Below are 24028 nucleotides of genomic sequence, written 5' to 3'. Positions count from 1 at the left end.
TCGCAAGGGGATGCGAGCGGGCTGGAAAGGTCGTCGTCACGGTCATTTCTGCCTTAGTTGGAATCAAGCCCGGCCTCCTGAACCGATCGCCGCCCGACAAGTGATTTGACGGACGGCCAAAGCGACCAGAGCACGAAGACAAGCGCCAGCAGCAGGATGGTCGCGCTGATCGGACGAGTAAAGAAGACAGTGAAATCCTGATGCGAATTGGCCACCGCGGTCAGGAAGTAGCGCTCGGCCAGCGGTCCAAGGATGACGCCCAGAACCAGCGGCGCGGACGGGAATCCCACCCGTTTCATCGCCCATCCGACCACGCCAAAGGCAAGGCAGACATAGACGTCGAAGATATTGTTCCTGACGCCAAAGGCCCCGATCAGGCTGAGCACCACGATGAAGCCCGCAAGGATTGCCGGTGGCGTTCGCATCAGCGTCGAGAACATCTGCGCGACGCCTACTCCCGCCCCGATCATCAGCACATTGGCGATGATCATCGCGGCAAAGATCGTATAGACCATCGACGGGTCCATGACGAACAGCAGCGGTCCGGGATTGACCCCTTGCAGCATCATCGCCGCCAGCATGATCGCGGTTGCGGCGCTGCCGGGGATGCCCAGCGTCAGCAGCGGCACCATGGCCGCGCCGGTGGTGGCATTCTTGGCGGCCTCGGGGGCGGCAAGACCCGCCTCGACCCCGGTTCCGAACTCGGACCCGCGCGGATTTACCTGCTTTTCGATGCCATAGGCGATGACCGCGCCCGGCGTCGCGCCTGCACCGGGGATGACGCCGATCATGCACCCGATCCCGGTGCCGCGCAGGATCGGACCTTTCAGGTTCAGAATGTCGCGGAAACTGGCCCCGCTGGCCTTTCCCTGCGGCTTTTTCGGCCGCAGGTCACGGTCGGTCGAGACCAGATCGACCACCTCGCCGATGGCGAACAGCCCGATCATCACCACGACAAAGCGGATTCCGCTTTCGACCTCGGGGACGCCAAAGCTGAAGCGCGCCTGACCGTAAAGCGGATCGACCCCGACCGTGCCGATGGCCACGCCGATCAGCAATGAGATCATGGTGATGATCGGCCGGTCCTTGGCAATCGCAATGACGCTGACCAGACCCAGCACGGTGGCCGCAAAGAACTCGGGCTGCGAGAATTTCATCGCAAAACTGGCGAAGGGCGCGGACAGAAAGGTCAGCATCAAGGCACTGACCAGCCCGCCCGTGGCCGAGGCGGTGACCGCGATGGTCAGGGCGCGCTTGACCTGCCCCCTTTTCGTCATCGCATAGCCGTCCCATGTCGAGGGCAGCGAGGCGGGCGTGCCCGGCACATTGATCATGATCGCCGAGATCGAGCCGCCAAACACCCCGCCGACATAGATGCCCCCCAGAAACAGCATCGCATGGGTCACATCCATCGCATAGGTAAAGGGCAAGGCCATCGCCATGGCATTCACAAAGGAAATGCCGGGCAAGGCCCCCGCGATCACCCCGATCAGCAGCCCGACCACGATGGTCAGAAACGCACCGATCTGGAAGGCCGCCTGAAAACCGGCCAGCAGGAAATCAAGAGTTTGCATGTTGGTCGGTTCCCCTAGTAGATGCCGATCAGCTTCAGCAGCCAGACGCTGAACTGATCGAACGGTCCGATCCCGCGGCTAAGCGGCATCAGCGCCAGCCCCATGAACATCCACAGCAGGCCCACCGTCCCCAGCACGGGCACAAGGATCACCACCCACGGGTTGCGCAGCCCGCCATACAGGCACCAGACCAGCAGGAAGGACGCCGTCGCCAGGGCAAAGCCGATGATCGGCAACAGCCAGCCAAAAAAGATCACCAGCACGATGCCGGTGATCGCCTTGCCGTAATGATAGACATCCTCGTCCCGCGGCGCGCTTAGTCCGACCGGCGGCTTGCCCCGGACCAGCGCCCGGATCTCAAGCACCAGCCAGGCCGCCGAGAACGCAGCCAGCGCCATCAGGATCGCACCCGGCCATGCCCCCGGACCCAGCCCGTTCACCTGCGGCCTGCGGTCGCCATGAAACATGAATGTCGGCAGGATCAGTGCCGCGAAAGTCAGGACGCAGGCCAGAGCCGGCGCCAGCAGCGGCGGCAACCCCCCGGATGTCAGCGTGACCGGAGAGGGGTCTGTCTGTGCCTTTTCAACCATGGCCATGATGTCCCCCTCAGCTTGCCAGCTGCTTGCTGACCAGTTGCAGGAAATCCGTGACCATCTTCTGCGCCGCATCGCCGGTGACCGGCTGGATGCAGCTATAGGTGTCCGTGCAGAATTTCTGCCAATCCGCGCTGGCGGTGGCCTCAAGGATCGCGGCCTCAAGTCGGGTCAGGATCTCGGGCGGGGTATCCGCGCGCACGGCGATAGAGCGGAAGTTGTCCAGCCCCGAGATTTCGTGCCCCAGCTCGGCCGAGGTCGGAACATCGGGGAATGCCGGATGGCGTTCCATCGAAAAGACCACCAGCGGCTTCAACTGCCCTGCCTTCAGGAATTGCGCCACATCGCCCGGTTCTTCGTAAAGCACTGACGTATGGCCACCGATGGGCGAGGCATAGCGTTCGCCGGGCGATTGAAAGGGCACGTTCTCCATCTTGACGCCGCCGCCCGCCAACAGCTTCAGCGTCACGTCATCCTGCGTGCCGTAACCCGAGGTGGCGACGGTCAGTTGCCCCGGATTGGCCTTGGCGAAATCGAACAGATCCTGCGCGGTCTGATAAGGACTGCCAGCCGAGACGAACAGGAACGAGGGCGAATTCTGCACCACCGAGATCACCCGGAAATCCTCGGGCTTGCTGTCGCCCAGGCCCGACGCCCAGGATGCCACCGTCAGGGAAATCAGCGTGCCCAGCGTATAGCCATCGGCAGGGTTGGTGCGCAGATGGGTCAGCCCGGCATTGCCCGACGCCCCGGCGACATTCGATACCGGGATCGCCACGCCCAGCGGCTTTTCCATCAGCCGCCCCATCTGGCGGCCCATCACATCGGCCCCGCCACCGGGGCCAAAGGTCACCACCATTTCCACGTGTCGTTCGGGATAGGCATCGGCCAGCGCCATTCCCGTTGACAGGACCAGACCTGCGGCAACCAGCCCTGCCGCGCCGAGTTTCAGTGAAGCATCACGGGTCATTGATTCTCCTCCCATCACGACCGTTGCTTTCTGGTGCCGCCGCCCGCTCCTCTCGGGTGACGACTTGCGGCTTCATTGGGTCATCTCGGCCAGCCGCAGGCGTTGAATCTTGCCGGACGGGCCCTTGGGCAACTCGTCCATCAGGTGAATGACATCGGGCGACTTGAACCGGCCCAGCCGCGCCTCGCATAGCTGGGCAAGGGTCTGGACGGTCAGGTCCGATCCGTCGCGCAGGACCACTGCCGCCTCGACCCGTTCGCCATAGCGGGGGCATTTGCGGCCGAATGCGGCGGCCTCGATCACGTCGGGATGGGCGTAAAGCGCCTCGTCGATCTCGCGCGGGGCGATGTTCTCGCCGCCCTTGATGATCAATTCCTTCAGGCGACCGGTGACAAAGACATAGCCGTCCTCATCGATACGTCCCAGATCGCCGCTGCGCAGCCAGCCATCCGGGGTCAGCGCCGCTGCCGTCGCCTCGGGATTGTCCAGATAGAGCCGCATGACATTCGGCCCCCGGACACAGATTTCCCCGACAAGACCGGGCGGCTGGGGTCGCAAGTCCACCGACATGATCGCCACCTCATTGCCGATGGCGACCCCCGGAGAGCCGATCTTGCGCAGCCCCGGCGGCAGCGGGTTCGACAGGATCTGCGCTGCGGTTTCGGTCAGGCCCATGGTCTCGACGATGGGGATGCCAAAGCGCCACTCGAAGGCGGTCTGCACCTCGGGTGCCAGCGCCGCCGAGGCCGAACGCCCGAACCTGATCCGCGCCCGCACGCTTTCATCGGGCGTCCCCTCGCCATGCAGCAGATGCGAGATGATCGTGGGCACGACCGAAAACCACGTCGCCTGCTGATCCGCACAGATCGGCCAGAACCGACCGGCCGAGAATTTCTCGCACAGGATGACCGATCCGCCCGAAACCAGCGGCCCCATGATCGTCACGCAAAGCCCGTTGATGTGATAGATCGGCAGCACGCACATGGCGCGGTCGCGGTCGGTCAGGCCATGCGCCATCATGGTCGTCCAGCCACCGGCCAGCAGACTGGCATGGCTGTGAATGACCCCCTTGGGCCGCCCGGTCGTCCCCGAGGTATACATCAGCAGCGCATCATCGCTGGCCCCATGCGGATGCGGCGGGATCGGCACCAGACCGACGGGCCAGTCAAAGCCATCCTCGGCCGTGATGATGACCGGGCGCGCCGTGCCCCCTTGCAGCGCCCGCGTCAGCAGATCGTGCTGGGATGCCGCGACCAGAACCACCCGCGCGCCGGAATGCGTCAGCGCATGGCCGATGGCATCCACCCCGGCGACAAGGTTGATCATCGTCGCCCGGAACCCACCGTAAAGCGTGCCGAACAGGCCCAGCAGCGCCTCGCGGCCATTGGGCATCATCAGGGCGACGCTTTCCCCGCGCCGGATGCCAAGGCTGGCCAGACGGCCCGCGATGTCGGCGGCGTGCTGGCGCAGCTCGGCCCAGTTCAGCGTGCTGCCGTCGCTTGCAAAGACATGGCTGATCCGCGTGCCGCAACTGACGGCGCGGTAGTCCAGCCAGTCGCGGACAGTGCCTTCAGGTGGGGCCAGCGGGTTCGGCATCATGCTCCGGCCTCGGCCCAGTAATCGGCAAAGATCTCCTCAAGCCCCGGCTCGCGCGCGGGGATCGGACGGACGATGCGGCAACGCTGCATGAAGTGCTGCCAGTTCAGGTTGGCGTCGATGGAATTGCCGCCCCAGCTGCCGCAGCCCATCGACAGGCTGAAGGGCAGCCCATTGTCGAAGGCCCCTCCGGTCGCAAAGCAATGCGCCTGATTGACGATCACGCGGCAGACCGGCAGATGCGTGCCCAGCCGCAGCGGCCGCTCGGCATCGGTCGAGTGCAGGCCCAGCGAATGCCCCGCCCCCTGATGGCGCAGCAGGCGGACGGCCAGCTCGGCGGCATGGCCGAAATCGCGCGCCCGGTAAAGCGCCACGACCCGGCTGAGCTTTTCGCCCGACAGCGGATGCCGCGGCCCGATGCCGTCCGTCTCGACCGCGATGAAGCGGGTGTCGGCGGGCACGCGCCCCGTCAGCCCCAGCCTGTCGATCAGGATATCGGCGTCCTTGGCGATGATCTCTCGGTTCAGATGGCCATCGGGCCATAGCCGGGCCACGATCCCCGCCGCCTCGTCCGACGGGATCACCGCCCCGCCCTCGACCGCCAGCGCGGCAAGAAAGGCGTCATAGACCCGATCGACGACGATCAGGGCATTTTCCGACGAACACGAGGTCGCATTGTCGAAGGTCTTGGACATGGCGATCTTTTCCGCCGCATCGGCCAGATCGGCGGTTTCATCCACGATCACCGCGACATTGCCTGCCCCGACGCCAATGGCGGGGGTTCCGCTTTCATAGGCGCGGCGGACATTGTCCTGACTGCCAGTGACCACGGCCAGATCGGCGGTCTCCAGCAAACGCTGGGTCTTGGCCTTGCCGCCCGGAGGCGGCAGCATCTGGACCAGACGCCGGTCCTCGCCGATCTTGTCGAACTCGGCATGGATGAATTGCAGCAGCAATTCGCAACAGGGCACCCCCTTGGGCGATGGCGACAGGATGATGGCATTGCCGCATTTCAACGCGTTGATGATGTTGTTGGCAGGAGTCGCCGCCGGGTTGGTCGAGGGCACGACCGCGCCGATCACCCCAAGCGGGCGAGCAATCTCGGTGATCCCGGTCGCGGGATCGTCCAACAGCACGCCATGGGTCCGCGCGCCCCGAATGTCGCGCATCAGTCCCAGCGTCTTGCGGTGGTTCTTGGTGATCTTGTCGGCGACGTTGCCCAGCCCGGTGCTGCGCACCGCCAGTTCGGCCAGCCTGCGGTTGCGGCCCGGCTCCATGATCGCCCAGGCGACGGCCAGCGCCGCGCGGTCATAGCGTTGCTGGCTGCCATTCGCCTCGTAATCGGCCTGGGCATTGCGCGCGCGGGCCATGGCGGCATCGACTGACAGAATGTCTTCCGAAATGTTCATGCCCATCCCTGGCGGTTCGGGACCTTCGGTCCAAAGGGCAGCCCCTGGCCTTCGGTCGGACGAGTCTCTTGTCGGCGTGGAATTCTGACGATAAGTCATGAAAATAGCCTTGCAAATATTTTCATAAATCTGTCGCACGGATGACGCTTAGCAATGAAAAAACAAAGCTATAGGCCTGATATTGTTTCCGTAGCCACGCTTGCGGGGGTATCCGCGGCCACTGTGTCGCGCGCTCTGAACCATCCCGAACTGGTCCAGCCCACGACCCGGAAGAAGGTCGACCAGGCCATCCGCAAGCTGGGCTATATCCGCAATCGTGCGGCCCAGACCATCCACGGACGCCGCAGCGCGACCATCGGTCTGGTCGTGCCCTCGGTCTCGGACGCGATCTTTGCCGAGCTGGTGCAGGCCTTCAACGACACGGTCAGCGAAAGCGGCTTTACGCTGCTGCTGGCCTCGCATCGCTACGATCTGGACATGGAATACGCGCTGGTGCGCAAGCTTCTGGAACACCGGGTCGATGCGCTGGCGATGATCGGGCTGGATCACCGCCCCGACACTTACCGTGTGCTGCGCGAGCAAGAGGTGCCCGTCGCCGCGATCTGGAACTACCAGCCCGACTCGCAGATTTCCTGCATCGGCATCGACAATGCCGAGGCCGGACGGCGTGCAGCCGAACATCTGCTGATGCTGGGCCATCGCCGCATCGCCACCATCTTTCCCGAGACGCGCGACAATGACCGCGCCCGCGCCCGTCGCCTTGCGGCGATAGACAGCATTGCGGCGACAGGCGTGGCGCTGCGCGAGGAATGGCAGCTGCAAACCCCCTACAACATCGCCCAGTCCAAGCGCAGTTGCATCGAACTGCTGACACGGGCCGAGCGTCCCACCGCCCTGCTTTGCGGCAACGATGTCATCGCGCAGGGGGCAATCTATGCCGCGCTGCATCTGGGTCTGTCGGTGCCGCGCGACATCTCGATCATCGGCATCGGCGATTTCGATGGCTCGGCCGAGCTTGAGCCGCCCCTGACCACCGTCCGCATCCCGGCCAGCCGCATTGGCGCGGCCGCCGCCCGCCACCTGATCACGGTGATCGACAGCGATGGGCAGGACCAGTTGGTTCGGACCCGTTTCGATTGCGAACTGATCATGCGCTCAACCACAACCGCGCGGACCTGACACGTTTTGCTGCAAATTTGCAGCACTTGATGCGAAATTGCGGCGATTCTGACGTGGCGCGTCATTTCTGGCCCAAATCTCTTTGCGCAAATCCGGGAAGTCCCTTGGAGTGACAGCCATCACAACGGGATTCACCACATGCCGGGCGGCCCCCCAATCCTACCCTCGGAACTGCCGGTCCTGATCGACCGCTACCATTCCGACGGCGCGCTGCTGGAAATCAACCCGGCGCAGCAAGAGTTTCTAGGTCTGGACGCGGGCGATAAACCCACGCTGAAGACCATGTATTCCAGCGACTCGGCCGAATTCCTGCGCGACGTGCTGGAGGGGCGGGTGCAGCCTCAGGCCTCGGTACCGCTGTGGATGCTGGGCCGTGACGATGTCGAACATCCCGTCGTCGCCACGCTGTGCCGGACGGATGCCGGCCTGCTGGTCTGCAAGCTGCCCTTGGGCGCGCAAGCCCTGTCGCTGCAGGATGAGATGATCGAGCGGGTCGAGATCCTTTCGGGCATGATCGGCGAGGCGCGCGAGGCCTATTGGTGCATCGAATTCCTCGAACCCATCGACGTGACCCAACCCGAGGACGCGATCATCGCGCAGGTCTTCGGCAATGCCTCGTGCTGGCGGGCCTGCAACCGCGCCATGGCCGAACTGTACGCCGTTCCCGAGGGACTGGATTTCAACGATCAACCTGTCTCGCGCTATTTCCCCGACACCCCCGTCAACCGCGAGATGCTGCGCGACCTGATCCGGGCCGGCTATCGGCTGGACGGCGCCGTCGCCATCGACCAACGCCATGGCGGCGAAGCCATTCTGGTCGAGAACGACTTTCGTGCCCGCATTGCCGAGGGGCGGCTGGTCCGGCTGTGGGGCACGGTGCGCGACATCAGCGCCAACCGCGCCCGCGAGCAGGACCTGAATGACCGTGCCGACCGCATGCGCGACATCCTTGGCGCACTGCCCGATCCGGTGCTGCTGCTCTCGGCCGAGGGCTTCGTGCTGGCCGCCAATCCCGCCGCCGATGCGGCCTTCGAGGGCAGGAACCTGCTGGGCCGCGCCTTTGACCAGATCGCCGCGCATAAGGCTGCCTTCCAGACCCTGCGCACCGCCGCCGTCCTGCGCGACACCGGCGAAATCGCGATGAACCTGCCCGCCGCCAAGGGCAGCCGCCGGGGCTGGCTGCTGCGCGTGGCCTTCAGCGACGGGATCCGCGGGCAGATGGTGGTGACCGCGCGCCCGCAGCGGACCCGTCCCCGCAAGGAGCGCGAAGAGGCATGAAATTCTATGCGCCCCATCCCGCGACCAAGGGCGGCACCCGCGCCCGCCCCGCCTTTATCGACGGTCCCGAATTCGCGCTGTTTCTGAACGGGCTGCCGGATGCCACCGCCTTTCTGGAGCTGGACGGGCGGATCAGACTGGTCAACGTCGCGTTCGAACGCTTGCTGGCCACCGGGCGCGCGGGCCTTCTGGGCACCGACCTGACGCGGCATGGCCGCAATGGTGAGGATCTGCTTCTGGGCGCGGCGACGGCACTGGCGCGGCTGCAGCGCTTCGAAGGCCGCGGGGCGATTGCGGGCCAGCCCAATACTCGTGCGATGCTGCAGGTCCTGCGCTCGGGCGAGGGCACGCCCTATGGCGCGCTTCTGGTCCTGACCCCGCCCGAGCGTGGGACTGCGCCCTTGGGCGGGACATTCCGCTTTCTGACCGAGCAGAACCCACCCGATGCCGGACCGGTCCTGTCCCCGGCCCATGCCAGCGCCGAGGCCCGCGCCCTCCGCGCCCTGACGCAAGCCTCTGCGCTGCTGGTGACGGGCGAGACCGGGACCGGCAAGACCGCCTTCATCCGCCGCATCGCTGGCGCGGACCCGGACCGCCCGCTGGTCCATGTCGCCTGCACCAGCCTGACCGAGGCCAATTTCACCGCCGAAATGCAGGGACAGGACCACGCTCCCGGCGGCCGACGCGCCGGGCTGATCGAGACCGCGTCCGGCGGCACGCTCTGTCTCGACCATGTCGAGGACCTGACCCTGCCCCTTCAGGCCCGCCTGCTGGCGCTGCTTGATGCTGACAGCTTCCGCCCCTTTGCCGATGGCGGCACGGTGCGGCTGGTGACGGCGACCGGCGTCGATCTGGCGGCACTGGTGGCCAAGGGCGCGTTCCGCGCCGACCTGTTCCACCGCATCGCCGCGGTCCGGGTCACGCTGCCCGCCCTGCGCGATGAGCCCGACATGATCCCGGCACTGACCCAGCGGATCATGGCCCGTATCAACCTGCACCGCCATCCGCCGTTGTCCCTTTCCCCGGCCTTCACCCAGCTTCTGCTGGGCCATGACTATCCCGGCAATATCCGCGAGCTGGAAAACATCCTTGCCCATGCTGCGACCGCTTCAGGGGCGCAGGCGACAGCCGAGGATTTCACGACCCCGCCGCGCCCGGCAACCATGACGCGCCCGACCGGGACCGACCTGCGCAGTCAGGTCCAAGCCTTTGAGGAAGGGCTGATCGCCGACGCCCTTGCCTCGCACCGAAGCAAAAGAAGCGCCGCCAAGGCGCTCGGCATCGATGTCGCGACCTTGATCCGGAAAACCGGACGGGCGCGGCACTCAACCCCCAACAAGGAGTGAACCCATGATGAAATCCAAGGCGCTGCGACAACTCGCGCTTGGCGGCACCGCGCTGGCCTGCATGGCCGGTGCCCTTCAGGCGCAGGAACTGAACCTGCTGACCTGGGAAGGCTATGCCACGCCCGAAATCACCGCCCCGTTCGAGGCCGCGACCAGTTGCAAGGTCACCGCGACCTATGTCGGTTCGAATGACGATTTCGCCCCGAAACTGGCGGCGGGCGGCGGGGTCTATGACATTGTCGTCCCCTCGCTGGACGCGGTGCCGGTGCTGCAACAGGCCGGTTTCGTCGAGGCCCTCGATACCGCCAAGGTCGCGGGCTATGACGCGATCTATCCCGAATTCTCCAAGGCCGCCTCGCTGAATGCCGAGGGCTCGGTCTGGGCTGTGCCACTGATCTGGGGCTCGGTTTCACTGATCTATCGCCCCGACAAGATCAGCGGCACGCCGGATTCGATCGGGCTGCTGTTCGATCCCGCCAATGCCGGCAAGATCTCGATGTGGGACGACAAATCGGCGATCTACTGGGCCGCGCGCTATCTGGGTTACGACAATATCTACGACCTGAATGACGAACAGCTTGCCGCCGTACAGGCCAAATTGATCGAACAGAAACCGCTGGTCCGCAAATACTGGACCTCGGCCGGGGAACTGACCGAACTCATGGCCAATGATGAGGTCTATGCCTCGAACACCTGGACCGGGCTGACCAGCAAGGACGTGAACGCGCTGAAGAAGGGCTTCGAGGTCGTCGAATTCTCGCCCAAGGAGAAATCCGAGGGCTGGATGGATTCGATGATGCTGGTCAAGGACAGCCCGAACCAAGACTGCGCCTACAAGTTCATGGCCTATATGCAATCGCCCGAGGGGCAATGCGCCATCGCCGCCTCAACCGGCTATTTCCCGGTCAACCCGACGGCTGTCGGCGGCTGCATGGACGACGCCATGAAAAAGGAACGTCAGGTCGGCAATATCGACTTCGTCAAAAGCCTGATCATGTGGGAACAGCCCGCCCGCCTCGACAAGTATATCGAGGTCTGGAACGCGGTGAAGGCCGCGCCATAAGCGCCTTTGCCCGCGTCCCCGGCCGGGCCGCGCCTTGCCGGGGATACCACCCGCTTTGACCCGAAGGACGACCCATGTCTGCCCGCCCCATCGTGACGCTGGACGGTGTCACCAAATCCTATGGCACCTTCCGCGCGCTTGAGCGCACCGACCTGACCCTTGCCGAAGGCGAGTTCGTGACCCTGCTTGGCCCCTCTGGCTGCGGCAAGACCACGACCCTGCGCCTGATCGGAGGCTTTGAACATGCCTCCGAAGGCCGGATCGGCATCGATGGCCACGACATGACCAATGCCCCGGCCTATCTGCGCCCGGTCAACACGGTCTTTCAGGACTATGCCCTGTTCCCGCATATGACCGTCGCCCAGAATATCGGCTATGGCCTGAAGGGCGCTGATGTCGCGCGGCAGGTCGGCGATGCGTTGGAGCTGGTCGGCCTTGGCACGCTGCGCGACCGCAGCCCGCATCAGCTTTCCGGCGGTCAGAAGCAGCGCGTCGCCATGGCCCGCGCCATCGTGCGCCGCCCGCGCGTGCTGCTGCTGGACGAGCCCCTGTCCGCGCTGGACGTGAAGCTGCGCGAGGGAATGCAGATCGAACTTAAGCGCATCCATCGCGAGCTGGGCATCACCTTTCTGATGGTCACCCATGACCAGAACGAAGCGATGAGCATGTCCGACCGCATCGTCGTCATGCAATCGGGCCGCATCCGCCAGATCGGCGCGCCGCAAGACCTGTATGATGCCCCCGCCAGCCCCTATGTCGCGGATTTCATTGGTGGCAGCAATCTGGTCCCGGCCCGTCATGTCGGGCGCGAGGGCGATGCGCAACTGGTCGAATGCGCGGGCGGGCTGCGTCTGCGCGGCGTGGCGCGGGACGGGCGTGGTTTCCTGCCCGACGCCCCGTTGATCGCTGCACTGCGTCCCGAAACCCTGCGTCTTGGCGGCACTGAAAACCCCATCCCTGCCCGCATCCTTGAGGTGAACTTCCAAGGCGACCGTATCCGGCTGGAGGTCATGCCCGACGGATGCGCCACGCCCTTGGTCGTGCAGGTCCAGCGCGCCGGGCTGACCGGAGCCGAAATCCTGACCCATGGCGCGGCCATCACCCTGTCCATCGCCGCCAAGGACGTGATGCTGTTCCCCGCGGAGGCATCATGAAGCTGGACCGCCGCAATGCCGCGGGTTTTCTGGGCCTGTTCTCGCTGCCCTTGGCATGGAGCCTGATCCTGCTGATCCTGCCTTATCTGATCATGATCTCGGTCGGGTTCTGGCTGCGGAAATACCCGACCTTCGTGCCCGATTTCCAATTCGCGAATTACGTCCAGATCTTCAGCGATCCGCAATATTTCAGCGTCATCCTGCGCACCGCCAAGATCGCAGCGCTGGTCACCATCACGGCGACCCTGCTGGGCTATCCGCTGGCCTATCTGCTGGCCTTCACCATCCGCTCGCCGGGGTTGCGCAACCTGCTATATCTGCTGGTGATCGTGCCGCTTTGGGTGTCCTACCTGCTGCGCGCCTATACGTGGAAGACGATCCTTGGCACCAATGGCGCGCTGAATTCGCTGCTGCAATCGCTGGGGATCATCGACGCGCCGTTGGACATATTCCTGTATAATCAGGGATCTATGGTCATTACTCTGACCTATATCTTCATCCCGTTCATGGTCATGCCGATCTTTTCGGCGCTGGAGAATATTCCGAAAAACCTGATCGAAGCCTCCGAGGATCTGGGCATCGGCCCCTTCGGCACCTTCCTGAAAGTCGTGCTGCCCTTGTCGCTGGGCGGCGTGCTGGCAGGCGCGACGGTGACCTTCTGCCTGACCTTCGGCGATTTCGTCGCGCCGGTTCTGGTCGGAGGCCCGGACGGCACGATGATCGCCAATGTGCTGCAAAACCAGTTCGGCGCGGCGCTGAACTGGCCGCTGGGTTCTGCCTTGGCGACGCTGGTCCTGCTTATGGTGATGGCGGTGCTGTGGCTGTCCTCGAAACTCGACCGCAACGCGCGGGTGGCATTGTGAGGGCGCACGCATGAACAGGCTGCTTTGGTGGCAAAAAGGGCTGGTCGGTTTCGCAATCGCGGTGCTTGCGTTCCTGTACCTGCCGATCGTGGTGCTGGTGATCTTTTCCTTCAACGACAGCAAGGTTACGTCATTTCCGCTGTCGGGATTTACCCTGCATTGGTACATTCAGGTGCTGGCCAATTCGCAGATGCTGACGGCGCTGGGAAACAGCCTTTACGTCGCGGTCTTCGCCACGCTCATCTCGGTCGTGGTGGGGGTGCTGGCCGCCTTGGCGCTGCATCGCTATGACTTTCCCGGCAAGCGGCTGTTTCAGAACGTGCTGATCCTGCCGCTTAGCCTGCCCGGCATCGTCACCGGTATCGCCATGCTGAATTTCTACAAGCAGATCGGCATTCCCCAAAGCCTTGGCGCGGTCATCATCGGCCACGCCACGGCGCTGATGGGCATCGTCGTCAGCCAAGTGCTGGCGCGGCTGTCGCGACTGAACCCGCGGCTGCTGGAAGCCTCGGCAGATTTGGGCGTCCGGCCCTTCGCCACGTTCTGGCACGTGACGCTGCCTTCCATCCGCAGCGCGGTGATCGGATCGGCGCTGCTGTGCTTCACGCTGTCCTTCGATGAGATCCCGGTCACCTATTTCCTGACCGGGCGCGACGTGACCCTGCCCATCTATATCTACTCGACGCTGCGCCGGGGCATCACCCCCGAGATCAACGCCATCGGCACCATGATCGTCGCTGCATCGATCCTGATCATCATTCTCTCGGTTCGACTGCTGCGCGACCGGGGACAATAGGGAGAAGAGACCATGACCGAATATAGCCGCGATTTCTGGCACGACCGCGCCAGCCGCCTGCAACTGCGCACCCGCCATTTCATCGACGGGGCCTATGTGGCCTCGGCCGATGGCCGCACGTTCCAGACCATCAACCCGGCCAATGGCCAGCCCTTGGCCGATGTCGCCCGCGGCGGTCAGGCCGAGATCGACCGCGCCGTCGCCGTTGCCCGCAAGACCTTCCGTTCCGGGGTCTGGTCGCGCATGGCCCCGCGCGACCGGCTGGCAGTGCTGGAACAATTCTCGGCCCTGATCGCCGCGAATGCCGAGGAGTTTGCCCTGCTCGACAGTCTCGACATGGGCAAGCCCGTGTCGGATATGCTGAATATCGACGTGCCCGGCTCCGTCATGTCGCTGAAATATTTTGCCGAAACCGCCGACAAGATCGAAGGCACGGTGACCGCCACCGACCCGAGCGCCCTGCATTACATCCTGCGCCAGCCCTTGGGCGTCGTCGGCATCATCACGCCTTGGAACTATCCGCTGATGATGGCGGCATGGAAGCTGGGTCCGGCATTGGTGACGGGGAACTCGGTCGTGCTGAAACCGGCGGAACAATCGCCGCTCTCCGCCGGGCTGCTGGCCGAGTTGTTCATCGAGGCCGGCGGCCCCTCGGGCGTGCTGAACGTCGTCCACGGACTGGGCGAGGAGGCGGGCAAAGCGCTGGCCTTGCACATGGATGTCGACAAGATCGCCTTCACCGGATCGACCGAGGTTGGCAAGCTGCTGATGATCTATGCCGGCCAGTCGAACATGAAGCGCGTCACCACCGAATGCGGCGGCAAGACCCCGCAGATCGTGCTGGGCGATTGGGACGATCTGGACACCGTCGCCACCTATGCGGTGAACGGCATCTATGGCAACCAAGGCGAGGTCTGCAACGCCGGTTCCCGCATTCTGGTCCAGCGCAACCTGCATGACGCCTTCGTCGAGAAATTCACCGAGATCACCCGCAAGAACTTCGTGCTGGGCGACCCCTTGGACCCGGCCACGACCATGGGTCCGCTGGTCACTGCCGAGCATCGCGACCGCGTCATGTCCTATATCACCAAGGGCCGGAGCGAGGGCGCGCAACTGGCCTTTGGCGGCGGTCGCCCGGATCATCTGTCCTCCGGGGCCTTTGTCGAACCGACGCTGTTCACCGGGGTCAATGGCGGCATGACCATCGCGCGCGAGGAAATCTTTGGCCCGGTCGCGACCATCCTGCCGGTGGACGGGCTGGATGATGCCTTGGCACTGGCGAATGACTCGATCTATGGGCTGGCGGCCTCGGTCTGGACCCGCGACCTGAACAAGGCCCATCGTTTCGCGCAGGAGATGGAGGCCGGGGTCTGCTGGGTCAATTGCTTCGACCATGGCGACATGACCTCGATCTGGGGCGGCTATAAACAGACCGGCAATGGCCGCGACAAATGTCTTGAGGCGCTGACCCAATATACCCAGACCAAATCCGTCTGGATCAATCTGGGCTAAGGGCTGCGGGCCGCCGCTATCCGGCGACGGCCCGTCCCGTTCAGGCCGCCTTTTCGACCGGCAGCCGGATCAGGTGATCAAAGGCCGCAAGCGAGGCCTTGGCCCCCTCGCCCATGGCAATGACGATCTGCTTGTAGGGCACGGTGGTGCAATCGCCCGCCGCGAACACGCCCGGCAAGGATGTCGCGCCATGCGCATCGGTGACGATCTCGCCGCGCGGCGACAGGGTCAGCGTGCCTTTCAACCATTCGGTATTCGGAACCAGCCCGATCTGGACAAAGATCCCCTCCAGCGGCAGCTCGACCAGCTCTCCGTTGGCGCGGTTTTCATAGACCAGGCCGGTGACGCGGCTGCCGTCGCCCTTGACCTCGGTGGTGCGGGCCTGGGTCAGGATGCTGACATTGGGCAGGCTGCGCAGCTTGCGTTGCAGCACCTCATCGGCGCGCAGATGCTTGTCGAATTCGATCAGCGTGACATGGGCGACCAGCCCGGCCAGATCGATCGCCGCCTCGACGCCGGAATTGCCGCCGCCGATCACCGCGATGCGCTTGCCCTTGAACAGCGGCCCGTCGCAATGCGGGCAGAAGGCCACGCCCTTGTTCAGATATTGCTCCTCGCCCGGCACGCCCATCCGCCGCCAGCGCGCGCCCGTCGACAGGATCACCGAGGCCGCCGTCAGCGCCGCCCCCGAGGCCAGCGTCACCCGGAACCCGCCCGCGACCTCTTCCAGCTTGGTCGCGGTCTGGGCGTTCATGATCTCGACCGCATATTCGCGGACATGGGTTTCCAACGCGGTCGCCAGCTTCGGACCTTCGGTATGGGGAACCGAGATCAGGTTCTCGATGGTCATGGTGTCCAGCACCTGCCCGCCAAAGCGTTCCGCGACAACCCCGGTGCGGATGCCCTTGCGCGCCGAATAGACCGCCGCCGCCGCACCGGCCGGGCCGCCGCCGACCACCAGCACGTCAAAGGGCGCCTGCGCGCTGATCGCTTCGGCGGCGCGGGTGGCGGCACCGGTGTCGATCTTGGCAAGGATTTCCTCGGGCCCCATGCGGCCCGCGCCAAAGGGCTGGCCGTTCAGGAAAATCGTCGGAACCGACATGATCTGCCGCGCCTCGACCTCGGACTGGAACAGCGCGCCGTCGATGGCGACATGCTCGATGCCGGGATTCAGCACCGCCATCAGGTTCAGCGCCTGCACCACGTCGGGGCAGTTCTGGCAGGACAGCGAATAATAGGTCTCGAACCGGAAGCTGCCCGGCAGCGCCTTGATCTGGTCCAGCAGCGCCTGCTCGGCCTTGGGGGGATGGCCCCCCACCTGCAGCAGCGCCAGCACCAGCGAGGTGAACTCATGCCCCATCGGCAACCCGGCAAAGCCCAGCCGGATGTCGTGACCGGGCGAGGTCAGCATGAAGGACGGCTTGCGCGCGTCGCCCTCGGCCCGGGTCATGCTGATCTTGTCGGAAAGGCTGCGGATGTCGTCCAGCAACGCCAGCATCTCGCGCGATTTCGCGCTGTCATCGGCAAAGGCCGTGATCTGGACCGGGCGAACCAGCCGCTCCAGATAGGCCTTGAGCTGGGTTTTCATATTGGCGTCAAGCATGGGACATCCTTTCCGATAGAGGTGTCGGGCCGGGTTTCCCCAGCCCGAGGGGCATCAGATCTTGCCGACCAGATCCAGCGACGGGGCCAGCGTTTCTTCGCCCTCTTGCCATTTGGCGGGGCAGACCTCGCCCGGATGGCTGCGGACATATTGCGCGGCCTTGATCTTGCGCAGCAGGTCGGTGGCGTCACGGCCGATGCCCTCGGCGGTGATTTCCATGGCCTGAATGATGCCATCGGGGTCGACGATGAAGGTGGCGCGGTCAGCCAGACCCTCTTCTTCGCGCATCACGTCGAAATTGCGGGTGACGAAGCCGACCGGGTCGCCGATCATGGTGTATTCGATCTTGCCGATCGTGTCCGAGCTGTCATGCCACGCCTTGTGGGTGAAATGCGTGTCGGTCGAGACCGAATAGACCTCGACGCCAAGGCGCTGCAGCTCGGCGTAATTGTCGGCCACGTCGCCCAGTTCGGTCGGGCAGACGAAGGTGAAATCGGCGGGGTAGAAGAAGAACACCGCCCATTTGCCCAGCACGTCGGCTTCGGTGACTTCGATGAACTTGCCCTGCTTGAAGGCCTGCGCCTTGAAGGGACGGATCTTGGTGTTGATAAGCGCCATCTGCTTTGCCTCTTTTGGTGATGGCGGCAGGGTTAGTGGCGCGGGCGGGGGATGTAAAACAGTTAGGAACCGGCGATTTCCGCCCCCAAAAGCGCGCGTTTCAGGCCCCCGGCGCGAGAGGATTGATTTTTCGGGGAAAGCACGTAATTTTCTGCAAAGGCAAGGCGTTGCGCCCTTACAGCTGCACGGTTTCGGCATGGCGGCCTTGCGCATAGGTCATGGCAGGACGCGCCTTCGCGCTGTCCCGGCCCCCGCACCACAACTGTCGCGAAAAGTCAAAAATTCATCGCAATATGTCATTTGTGCTTCGGGATTTGTGCCATGCATATGTGTTCAGGGCGCCAAACGGGCAGCGGGCCAGGCCCGGCAAGCAGGAGGCAAGCCGCACGGGACATCCGCGCGACAACGGACAGGCCGCCCGATGGCATCCGCCCTGATCAGGAATGTCCCGTACAGGGAAGGGGAGGATATATTGAGCAAACCTTGGATCCGGGCCTATGGCGACGCCATCCCGCATGAGATCGTGACCGACAGCCAGGCTTCGGTCGTGGCGCTGCTTGATCAGGCCGCACAGACCTATGGCGACCTGCCCGCGCTGGAATGTTTCGGCCAAACCATGAGCTATGCGGAAGTCGACGGTCAGGGCCGCGCCTTTGCCGCATGGCTGCAGCACAAGCTGGGCGTCCATCCGGGCGAGCGTATCGCGCTGATGTGCCCCAATATCTTTGCCTTCCCGATCGCCATGCACGGGATCATCCGCTCCGGTGCGGTGCAGGTGAACGTCAACCCGCTATATACCCCGCGCGAATTGCTGCATCAGCTGAACGATGCCGGGGTCCAGACCATCGTCATCTATGGCGGCGCGACCCCGACTTTGGCCGAGATCCTCGACCAGACCCAGATCCGCAACATCGTCACCGTCGATCCGGGCGACGGGGCCGGGCTGGACCTGCCCTCGCCGCCCGTCGATCCGCGCATCACCGCCATCCGCTTTGCCGATGCGCTGGCCCAAGGCGCAGCGCTGCGCCTTGATCCGGTGGCGCTCGCCTCGGGCGACAACCTGTTCCTGCAATATACCGGCGGCACGACCGGCCTCTCCAAGGGCGCGGTCCTGACCCATGGCAATCTTGTCGCCAATACCCGGCAGTTCCGCGCGATCCTGCCCGAAGCCTGCGATCCGGGCCGCGAGGTGCTGGTGCTGGCGCTGCCGCTTTACCACATCTTCGGGCTGATGCAGCTTTTGACCTTTACGGCCATCGGGGCCAAGGCGGTGCTGATCCCCAATCCCCGCGACGGCGACCGCTTCATCGACGCGATCCGGCATGCGAAATTCTCGGTCATTCCGGGGGTCAACACGCTGTTTCAGGCGCTGATGGCCCATCCCCGCTTCAATGAGATCGACCTGTCGGGCTACAAGGTGGCGATCGGCGGCGGCGCGGCGGTGATCCCGGCCACCTCCGAGCAATGGAAGGCGCTGACCGGCCATCACATCAAAGAGGCCTATGGTCTGTCGGAAACCTCGCCGCTGCTCTGCATCAACCCGATGAGCGTCACCGATTTCACCGGCAGCTGCGGCCTGCCCGTGCCCTCAAGCGAGGTGATGCTGCTGGACGATGCCGGTCAACCCGCCGCCCCCGGTTCGGCCGGAGAGATCTGCTGTCGCGGCCCGCAAGTGACCAAGGGCTACTGGAACCGCGATGCCGACAGCGCCGCCTCGTTCACGCCCGACGGCTTCTTCCGCACCGGCGATATCGGCTATTTCACCGAGGCCGGGTTCCTCAAGATCATCGACCGCAAGAAGGACATGGTGCTGGTCTCGGGCTTCAACGTCTACCCGAATGAAATCGAGGCCGTGGTGACCGCCTGTCCGGGCATCGCCGAATGCGCCTGCATCGGCGTCCCCGACCCGAAAACCGGCGAGGCCCTGCGCATCTACGCGGTGAAGCTGGCTGGCGCGGAACTGACCGAGGAACAGGTGATCGCGCATTGCCGCAAGGAGATGACCAGCTACAAGGTCCCGCGCCAGATCGTCTTCCTCGACGCGCTGCCCAAATCGAACGTCGGCAAGATCCTGCGCCGCGAATTGCGCGACCGCGCCTAAGCTGCCCCGACGCGGGGGCACCCGCGTCTGCCGGGCGGCGCCTCGATGGCGCCGGCCCGGCACGCCTTTCCCAGCGAAACCGCCGCCTGCCTCAGCGCAGACCGTGCGCCATTTCCGGTCGCGCCCGGCCATGACGCAGCGCCGCCACCATCGCCGCGTCCTTCAGCCGATAGGCCAAGGGCGATTGGCCATACCAACGCTGAAAGGCCCGGCTGAAGATGCTCTGGTCCGAATAACCCAGCGCAAGCGTCACCTCCATCAATGGCAGCCGCGTCCGGGTGACCAGCGACAGCGCGCGTTCGCGCCGCCAGTCGTCCATCAGGTCGCGAAACCCGCTGCCGTCCTGCTTCAACTGCCGCTGCAGGCTGCGCGGCTCGATCCGCAGCCGCTGCGCCACGCTCTCCAATGTGCATCTGCCGAACTCCATCTGCCGGGCGATTTCCTTTCGCACGGTCTCGGCAATCCTGCCGCCCAACTCGTGATGGGCGGTGGTCAGGTAGCGCTCGATAATGGCGTGATAGGCGATATCGCCGCGCGGAATTGGCCGGTCCAGAACCGCCGCATCGAAATACAACGCGTTGCGTTCGGCATTGAAGCGTACCGGACAGCCGAAAAACGCCTCGGCCGCCGATCTGACGCCATCCCCCTCGTGGCGAAAGCTGACCTCGATCAGCTTCAGCCCGATATTTCCGGCCTGTTCGATCACACTGCGCGCCGTGCCCAGCGACACCAGCAGATATTGCCGGGTCGGCACCGAGGTCGGATGCGTATCCAGCCAGACGGTGGCCACACCGTCCTTTTCGTCCAGCGCCGCAACCAACGCATCGCTGTGGATCACCATATTGTCGCTAAGCGCATGGATCGCCCCGCGCAGCGTGCGCGCCATCTTGGTGGCCAATCCGACGACCCCCAGAATGTTCAGCTGATGATAGCTGGCCAGCCGCAGGCCGTAATCGGGCAGGTTCCAGGTCTGGGCGCAATGCTCGTGAAGGGCGCAGAGCATTTCAAAGGGGATGCGTTCCTCGGGCTTGCGCAGCAGGTCCATCCGCAGCCCCACCGCCTGCATTGCCGCGGCCAGATCCGCGCCCTGCCGCTCGGCCAGCTCACGCAGCCCGATCAGACTGCTTGCCTGAATGAAATAGCGGCCCATCTCTCCTCCCAAAGAACTTACGCCCGGAATCAGATATTTGGGTTTGGGGTTCAGAAACAGCCTTTAGACCGCAAAGTAACTTGACGTCACAAGCGCGACGCCACCGGGCCCATCCGCATATCGCTGTCGTCCCAAGTCAAATTCCAGTCGGTCAAAGCAAAACGCGCAGGCTTCATCCCCCGGATGATGAACTGTCCGCGGGGAGGCGGGCATCAAGGAAAAACAAGGGAGGATACCATGCCGTTCAAGGCCGCCATCAATGGGCAGGACCACCTGTCCGCACTGAACCATCCACGGCCCGGCAAGACGCGGAACGCCCCGCCCTTCCCTGCCTAAGCCCAGTGCGCCTGCGCCGCCCCGCTAACACCGGGTCCCCAGCGCAAGACCCCCTGAACCATCGGCACGGAACCGCCCTGCATCCGCCCCGGCACAGCCCTGCCGGGCCCTGATGCCTGCCCGCCTGCCCTCATTGCGTGAAAGACCACATGAAGCATTTCCTTATTGGCGCCGCCTGCCTGATCGGGGCCGGCCCTGCCTTGGCCGATGGCATCGACCTGGCCGGCCAGCCTGTCACCCTGCTGTTTCGCGACGGCAACTACGTTGAGCTGGGCTATACCAACTGGGGTCCGTCAATCGCAGGCAAGGACCAGTTCGGCAACCGCACCGGCAAGGCGCTGAACAACCTCGGCTTTGCCAATGCCGGCTTCAAGATCGACCTCGACGATCAGTGGTCGGCGGCGGTGATCTTTGACCAGCCCTGGGGCGCCGATACCTTCTATCCCGACGGTGCCTTTGCCTTTGCCGGAACCAGAGCAAATGTCGACACTTCCGAGGTGACCGGCCTGCTGCGCTACAAGATCGACAAGAACTGGAGCGTGCATGGCGGCATCCGGCTCAGCCGTTTCGACGTGGATATCACGCTGGACGGTCGGGCCTTCGGCAATATGGGCTATCATTGGACGGCCGAGGACGACTGGGGCATCGGCTATGTTCTGGGGGGCGCCTATGAGATCCCCGAAAAGGCGATCCGCGTCGCGCTGACCTACAGTTCCAAACTGGATTACAGTCTTGAGGGCCGCGAATCCGCGCCGGGCATGGGCTCACGCGCCACCACGACCGACATCACCATGCCGCGGACGGTCAATCTGGACATGCAGATGGGTCTCAGCCCGACGACGCTGCTGTTTGGCGGCATTCGCTGGGGCGACTGGAAAGGCTGGCGGGTCGCACCTCCGATGCTGGAGGAGATCACCGGCGGCGGGGCGCTGGTCAACGACGATTCCGACACCTGGCGCTTCAAGGTCGGGCTTGGCCACAAGCTGAGCAAGCAGCTGGCCGTCGCCGCCGAACTTAGCCACGTCCCCGCCGAACATACGCCCAAAGGCTCACTGACACCCTTCGACGGCTCGACCTCGCTGGCGCTGGGGGCGACCTATACCTTCGAAAACGGCGTTTCCGTGACCGGTGCTGCCGCGCAGTTCTGGCTGCATGATGCCGATGCCCGCGAGGGCGGCGTCTACGCCAATTTCGACGGCAACACGGCGCTGGGGCTGAACGTGAACATCGGCTACAAATTCTGATTGCCGCCGCCCGGCCCCCTCACCGGGGCCGGGCCTGCCTTAACGCAGCAACCCGGCCAGCAGCCGGGCCACATGCTGCAAGCCGGCATCCTTCTCGCGCCGCCGATGCCATGCCAGATGCAATGGGAAACCGGCGACCGGGATCGGTGGCGGCAGGTCGACCAGATCGCCGACGGCCCGTATGACCCGCGACGGCAGCATCGCGATCATGTCGGACCCCCGCAGCACATCGGCCACCATCCCGAAGCTGGGCAGCACCAGTCCGACGCGGCGGCTGCGACCCAACCGCGCCAGTTCACCGTCCAGCGGGCTGCGCGTCTCGCCCCGGCCCGAGACAAGGACATGCGGATAGGCCAACCAGCGGTCCAGATCGAAGCCCACGGTCGCCGGATGATCGGGGCGCAGCGCGATGCGGTACTCCTCGACCAGCAGTTCCTCGCGCCGGATGTCATCGCCCTCTCCCGGAAAGACCGAGATGGCGAGATCGCTGCCGCCGTCGATCAGCGCGGCCCGTGCTGCCTCGGCCCCGTGCCAGGGTTGGACCACCAGATCGATGCCCGGCGCGCTGTCGCGCAAACCCGCCACCAGCGGCGCGGTCACGAACAGCGCCGGATAATCGGCCATGGCGATGCGCAGGGTCTGGCGGATCTGGGCCAGCGGCAGATCGGGCGGATCGACCAGATCGGTGACCCCTGCCAGCAGCGATTTCAGCGGCGCACGCAGCGTCTCGGCCTTGGCCGTCAGCCGCATCGTGCCGCGCCCGCGCTCCAGCAGAGGATCGCGGAACAGCTGGCGGCAGCGCTGCAGGGCCGCCGACGCCGCAGGCTGCGACAGGCCCAGCCGGTCGGCGGCACGGCTGACATGGGCCTCGTCCAGCAGCGCGTCGAGGATCACCAGCAGGTTCAGGTCAAGGCCACGCAAATTCATATGATGAATAATAGATCAGATTGTTAATCGATTGGAATAATTTTCAGTCCCCTCGCATCCTTCCCGCCATCCCAAGCTGATGGAGAAGATGATGCCCCGAACCCTTGTCCTGCTGTTCCACCCCGACCTGCGCCGGTCCAAGGCCAATGCCGCCATGGCCGCAGCCGCCGCATCCCTGCCCGACACCACGGTGGTCGATATGGCCGCCGCCTGCCCGGACGGGCTCGACCTTGCCCGAGATGGCGGACCAGAGACGGCGCGGCTGCTTGGCGCCGACCGGCTGGTGCTGCAATTCCCGGTGCAATGGTATTCCACCCCGCCTTTGCTGAAGGCGTGGCAGGATGCCGTGCTGACCCGGATGTTTTACCTGAACTACGAAACCGAGGGTCGGCGGCTTGAGGGCACGCCGCTGATGATCGCCGCCACCGCCGGAAACACGCCCGAGGCCTATCGCCCCGGCGGACGCAACCTGTTTGCCATGACCGATCTGCTGGCCCCGCTGCGCGCTACAGCGAATCGCTGCGCCCTGCCCTGGGCCGAGCCCTTCGTCCTTTATCGCGCCGACAAGCTGACACCCGATGAGATAAATGCCGCCGCCGCCGCATATGCGGACAGGCTGAGCCGCTGGGACACGCCATGCAAATCGCATGGCGATAGCCATCATCCTGATCAGCACGTCACTTTTTGCAAAGCAGGATGACGATCCTGCTTTGCAA

The 24028-nt window shown here is 64.6% G+C and carries 20 protein-coding genes; 11 read left to right on the top strand and 9 right to left on the bottom strand.

Annotated features, from left to right (window positions below; genetic code table 11):
* Positions 1-53: 53 nt before the first annotated feature.
* The 5 genes from IB235_RS20920 to IB235_RS20900 form a co-directional block, all read right to left on the bottom strand.
* On the bottom strand, positions 54-1574 hold the full coding sequence (locus tag IB235_RS20920; RefSeq protein ID WP_192338373.1) for a tripartite tricarboxylate transporter permease: 1521 nt from the start codon (positions 1572-1574) through the stop codon (positions 54-56).
* Positions 1575-1588: 14 nt separating this feature from the next.
* A complete protein-coding gene (locus IB235_RS20915) occupies positions 1589-2170 on the bottom strand; it encodes a tripartite tricarboxylate transporter TctB family protein (protein ID WP_192338372.1) in 582 nt (193 codons plus the stop codon).
* Between the two features lie 10 nt (positions 2171-2180).
* On the bottom strand, positions 2181-3137 hold the full coding sequence (locus tag IB235_RS20910) for a tripartite tricarboxylate transporter substrate binding protein (protein WP_192338371.1): 957 nt from the start codon (positions 3135-3137) through the stop codon (positions 2181-2183).
* Positions 3138-3209: 72 nt separating this feature from the next.
* Positions 3210-4736, bottom strand: coding sequence for an AMP-binding protein (locus tag IB235_RS20905; protein WP_192338370.1), 1527 nt, complete (start codon positions 4734-4736; stop codon positions 3210-3212).
* Positions 4733-6142: an aldehyde dehydrogenase family protein gene (locus tag IB235_RS20900; protein ID WP_192338369.1), complete on the bottom strand. Its 1410-nt coding sequence runs from the start codon at positions 6140-6142 to the stop codon at positions 4733-4735. The genes IB235_RS20905 and IB235_RS20900 overlap by 4 nt, the downstream gene beginning before the upstream one ends.
* A 153-nt stretch (positions 6143-6295) precedes the next feature.
* On the opposite strand from IB235_RS20900, the gene IB235_RS20895 reads away from it, so the two are divergent.
* From IB235_RS20895 to IB235_RS20860, 8 genes are all read left to right on the top strand, one after another.
* The gene (locus IB235_RS20895; RefSeq protein ID WP_192338368.1) at positions 6296-7321 is read left to right on the top strand and encodes a LacI family DNA-binding transcriptional regulator; all 1026 of its coding nucleotides are present in this window, start codon (positions 6296-6298) and stop codon (positions 7319-7321) included.
* A gap of 138 nt (positions 7322-7459) precedes the next feature.
* The gene (locus IB235_RS20890) at positions 7460-8599 is read left to right on the top strand and encodes a hypothetical protein (RefSeq protein ID WP_192338367.1); all 1140 of its coding nucleotides are present in this window, start codon (positions 7460-7462) and stop codon (positions 8597-8599) included.
* Complete coding sequence (locus IB235_RS20885; RefSeq protein ID WP_192338366.1) at positions 8596-9945, top strand: sigma 54-interacting transcriptional regulator; 1350 nt, start codon at positions 8596-8598, stop codon at positions 9943-9945. Before IB235_RS20890 ends, IB235_RS20885 begins: the two co-directional genes overlap by 4 nt.
* A gap of 4 nt (positions 9946-9949) precedes the next feature.
* Positions 9950-11008 (top strand): PotD/PotF family extracellular solute-binding protein, encoded by a 1059-nt coding sequence (locus IB235_RS20880; RefSeq protein ID WP_225612511.1) that lies wholly within the window; start codon positions 9950-9952, stop codon positions 11006-11008.
* 74 nt (positions 11009-11082) lie between these two features.
* Entirely contained in the window at positions 11083-12162 is a 1080-nt protein-coding gene (locus IB235_RS20875) for an ABC transporter ATP-binding protein (RefSeq protein ID WP_192338365.1), read from the top strand.
* Complete coding sequence (locus IB235_RS20870) at positions 12159-13025, top strand: ABC transporter permease (protein ID WP_192338364.1); 867 nt, start codon at positions 12159-12161, stop codon at positions 13023-13025. Before IB235_RS20875 ends, IB235_RS20870 begins: the two co-directional genes overlap by 4 nt.
* A 10-nt stretch (positions 13026-13035) precedes the next feature.
* The gene (locus IB235_RS20865) at positions 13036-13821 is read left to right on the top strand and encodes an ABC transporter permease (protein ID WP_192338363.1); all 786 of its coding nucleotides are present in this window, start codon (positions 13036-13038) and stop codon (positions 13819-13821) included.
* A 12-nt stretch (positions 13822-13833) separates the two neighbouring features.
* Complete coding sequence (locus IB235_RS20860; protein ID WP_192338362.1) at positions 13834-15333, top strand: aldehyde dehydrogenase; 1500 nt, start codon at positions 13834-13836, stop codon at positions 15331-15333.
* 40 nt (positions 15334-15373) lie between these two features.
* On the opposite strand, the gene ahpF is transcribed toward IB235_RS20860, so the two are convergent.
* A complete protein-coding gene (gene ahpF, locus IB235_RS20855) occupies positions 15374-16936 on the bottom strand; it encodes an alkyl hydroperoxide reductase subunit F (protein WP_192338361.1) in 1563 nt (520 codons plus the stop codon).
* Positions 16937-16990: 54 nt separating this feature from the next.
* Positions 16991-17554, bottom strand: a complete 564-nt coding sequence (gene ahpC / locus IB235_RS20850) for an alkyl hydroperoxide reductase subunit C (RefSeq protein ID WP_155041868.1) — start codon at positions 17552-17554, stop codon at positions 16991-16993.
* A 472-nt stretch (positions 17555-18026) separates the two neighbouring features.
* On the opposite strand from ahpC, the gene IB235_RS20845 reads away from it, so the two are divergent.
* On the top strand, positions 18027-19655 hold the full coding sequence (locus IB235_RS20845; protein WP_225612510.1) for an AMP-binding protein: 1629 nt from the start codon (positions 18027-18029) through the stop codon (positions 19653-19655).
* A gap of 91 nt (positions 19656-19746) precedes the next feature.
* Here IB235_RS20845 and IB235_RS20840 read toward each other — a convergent pair whose 3' ends face one another.
* Positions 19747-20805, bottom strand: coding sequence for an AraC family transcriptional regulator (locus tag IB235_RS20840; protein WP_192338359.1), 1059 nt, complete (start codon positions 20803-20805; stop codon positions 19747-19749).
* A gap of 485 nt (positions 20806-21290) precedes the next feature.
* Between IB235_RS20840 and IB235_RS20835 the strand changes: the two genes are divergently transcribed.
* On the top strand, positions 21291-22385 hold the full coding sequence (locus tag IB235_RS20835; protein ID WP_192338358.1) for an OmpP1/FadL family transporter: 1095 nt from the start codon (positions 21291-21293) through the stop codon (positions 22383-22385).
* Positions 22386-22424: 39 nt separating this feature from the next.
* On the opposite strand, the gene IB235_RS20830 is transcribed toward IB235_RS20835, so the two are convergent.
* Complete coding sequence (locus IB235_RS20830; protein ID WP_192338357.1) at positions 22425-23312, bottom strand: LysR family transcriptional regulator; 888 nt, start codon at positions 23310-23312, stop codon at positions 22425-22427.
* 91 nt (positions 23313-23403) lie between these two features.
* Here IB235_RS20830 and IB235_RS20825 point away from each other — a divergent pair, with 91 nt between their 5' ends.
* Complete coding sequence (locus tag IB235_RS20825; protein ID WP_192338356.1) at positions 23404-24012, top strand: NAD(P)H-dependent oxidoreductase; 609 nt, start codon at positions 23404-23406, stop codon at positions 24010-24012.
* Positions 24013-24028 lie beyond the last annotated feature (16 nt).

The organism is Paracoccus sp. PAR01 (assembly GCF_014851995.1).
GTDB lineage: Bacteria > Pseudomonadota > Alphaproteobacteria > Rhodobacterales > Rhodobacteraceae > Paracoccus > Paracoccus litorisediminis.
The sequence above is the reverse complement of the archived record's forward strand: the minus strand, read 5'-3'. Positions and strand labels throughout refer to the sequence as shown.

Excerpts from the sequence above, each read along its gene's own strand:
- IB235_RS20840 (WP_192338359.1), bottom strand. The coding sequence starts at position 20,805 with ATGGGCCGCTATTTCATTCAGGCAAGCAGTCTGATCGGGCTGCGTGAG.
- IB235_RS20910 (WP_192338371.1), bottom strand. The coding sequence starts at position 3,137 with ATGACCCGTGATGCTTCACTGAAACTCGGCGCGGCAGGGCTGGTTGCC.
- IB235_RS20900 (WP_192338369.1), bottom strand. The coding sequence starts at position 6,142 with ATGAACATTTCGGAAGACATTCTGTCAGTCGATGCCGCCATGGCCCGC.
- IB235_RS20830 (WP_192338357.1), bottom strand. The coding sequence starts at position 23,312 with ATGAATTTGCGTGGCCTTGACCTGAACCTGCTGGTGATCCTCGACGCG.
- IB235_RS20825 (WP_192338356.1), top strand. The coding sequence starts at position 23,404 with ATGCCCCGAACCCTTGTCCTGCTGTTCCACCCCGACCTGCGCCGGTCC.
- IB235_RS20880 (WP_225612511.1), top strand. The coding sequence starts at position 9,950 with ATGATGAAATCCAAGGCGCTGCGACAACTCGCGCTTGGCGGCACCGCG.
- IB235_RS20890 (WP_192338367.1), top strand. The coding sequence starts at position 7,460 with ATGCCGGGCGGCCCCCCAATCCTACCCTCGGAACTGCCGGTCCTGATC.
- IB235_RS20835 (WP_192338358.1), top strand. The coding sequence starts at position 21,291 with ATGAAGCATTTCCTTATTGGCGCCGCCTGCCTGATCGGGGCCGGCCCT.
- IB235_RS20865 (WP_192338363.1), top strand. The coding sequence starts at position 13,036 with ATGAACAGGCTGCTTTGGTGGCAAAAAGGGCTGGTCGGTTTCGCAATC.
- IB235_RS20905 (WP_192338370.1), bottom strand. The coding sequence starts at position 4,736 with ATGATGCCGAACCCGCTGGCCCCACCTGAAGGCACTGTCCGCGACTGG.
- IB235_RS20860 (WP_192338362.1), top strand. The coding sequence starts at position 13,834 with ATGACCGAATATAGCCGCGATTTCTGGCACGACCGCGCCAGCCGCCTG.
- IB235_RS20885 (WP_192338366.1), top strand. The coding sequence starts at position 8,596 with ATGAAATTCTATGCGCCCCATCCCGCGACCAAGGGCGGCACCCGCGCC.
- ahpC (WP_155041868.1), bottom strand. The coding sequence starts at position 17,554 with ATGGCGCTTATCAACACCAAGATCCGTCCCTTCAAGGCGCAGGCCTTC.
- IB235_RS20920 (WP_192338373.1), bottom strand. The coding sequence starts at position 1,574 with ATGCAAACTCTTGATTTCCTGCTGGCCGGTTTTCAGGCGGCCTTCCAG.
- IB235_RS20895 (WP_192338368.1), top strand. The coding sequence starts at position 6,296 with ATGAAAAAACAAAGCTATAGGCCTGATATTGTTTCCGTAGCCACGCTT.
- IB235_RS20870 (WP_192338364.1), top strand. The coding sequence starts at position 12,159 with ATGAAGCTGGACCGCCGCAATGCCGCGGGTTTTCTGGGCCTGTTCTCG.
- IB235_RS20915 (WP_192338372.1), bottom strand. The coding sequence starts at position 2,170 with ATGGCCATGGTTGAAAAGGCACAGACAGACCCCTCTCCGGTCACGCTG.
- ahpF (WP_192338361.1), bottom strand. The coding sequence starts at position 16,936 with ATGCTTGACGCCAATATGAAAACCCAGCTCAAGGCCTATCTGGAGCGG.
- IB235_RS20875 (WP_192338365.1), top strand. The coding sequence starts at position 11,083 with ATGTCTGCCCGCCCCATCGTGACGCTGGACGGTGTCACCAAATCCTAT.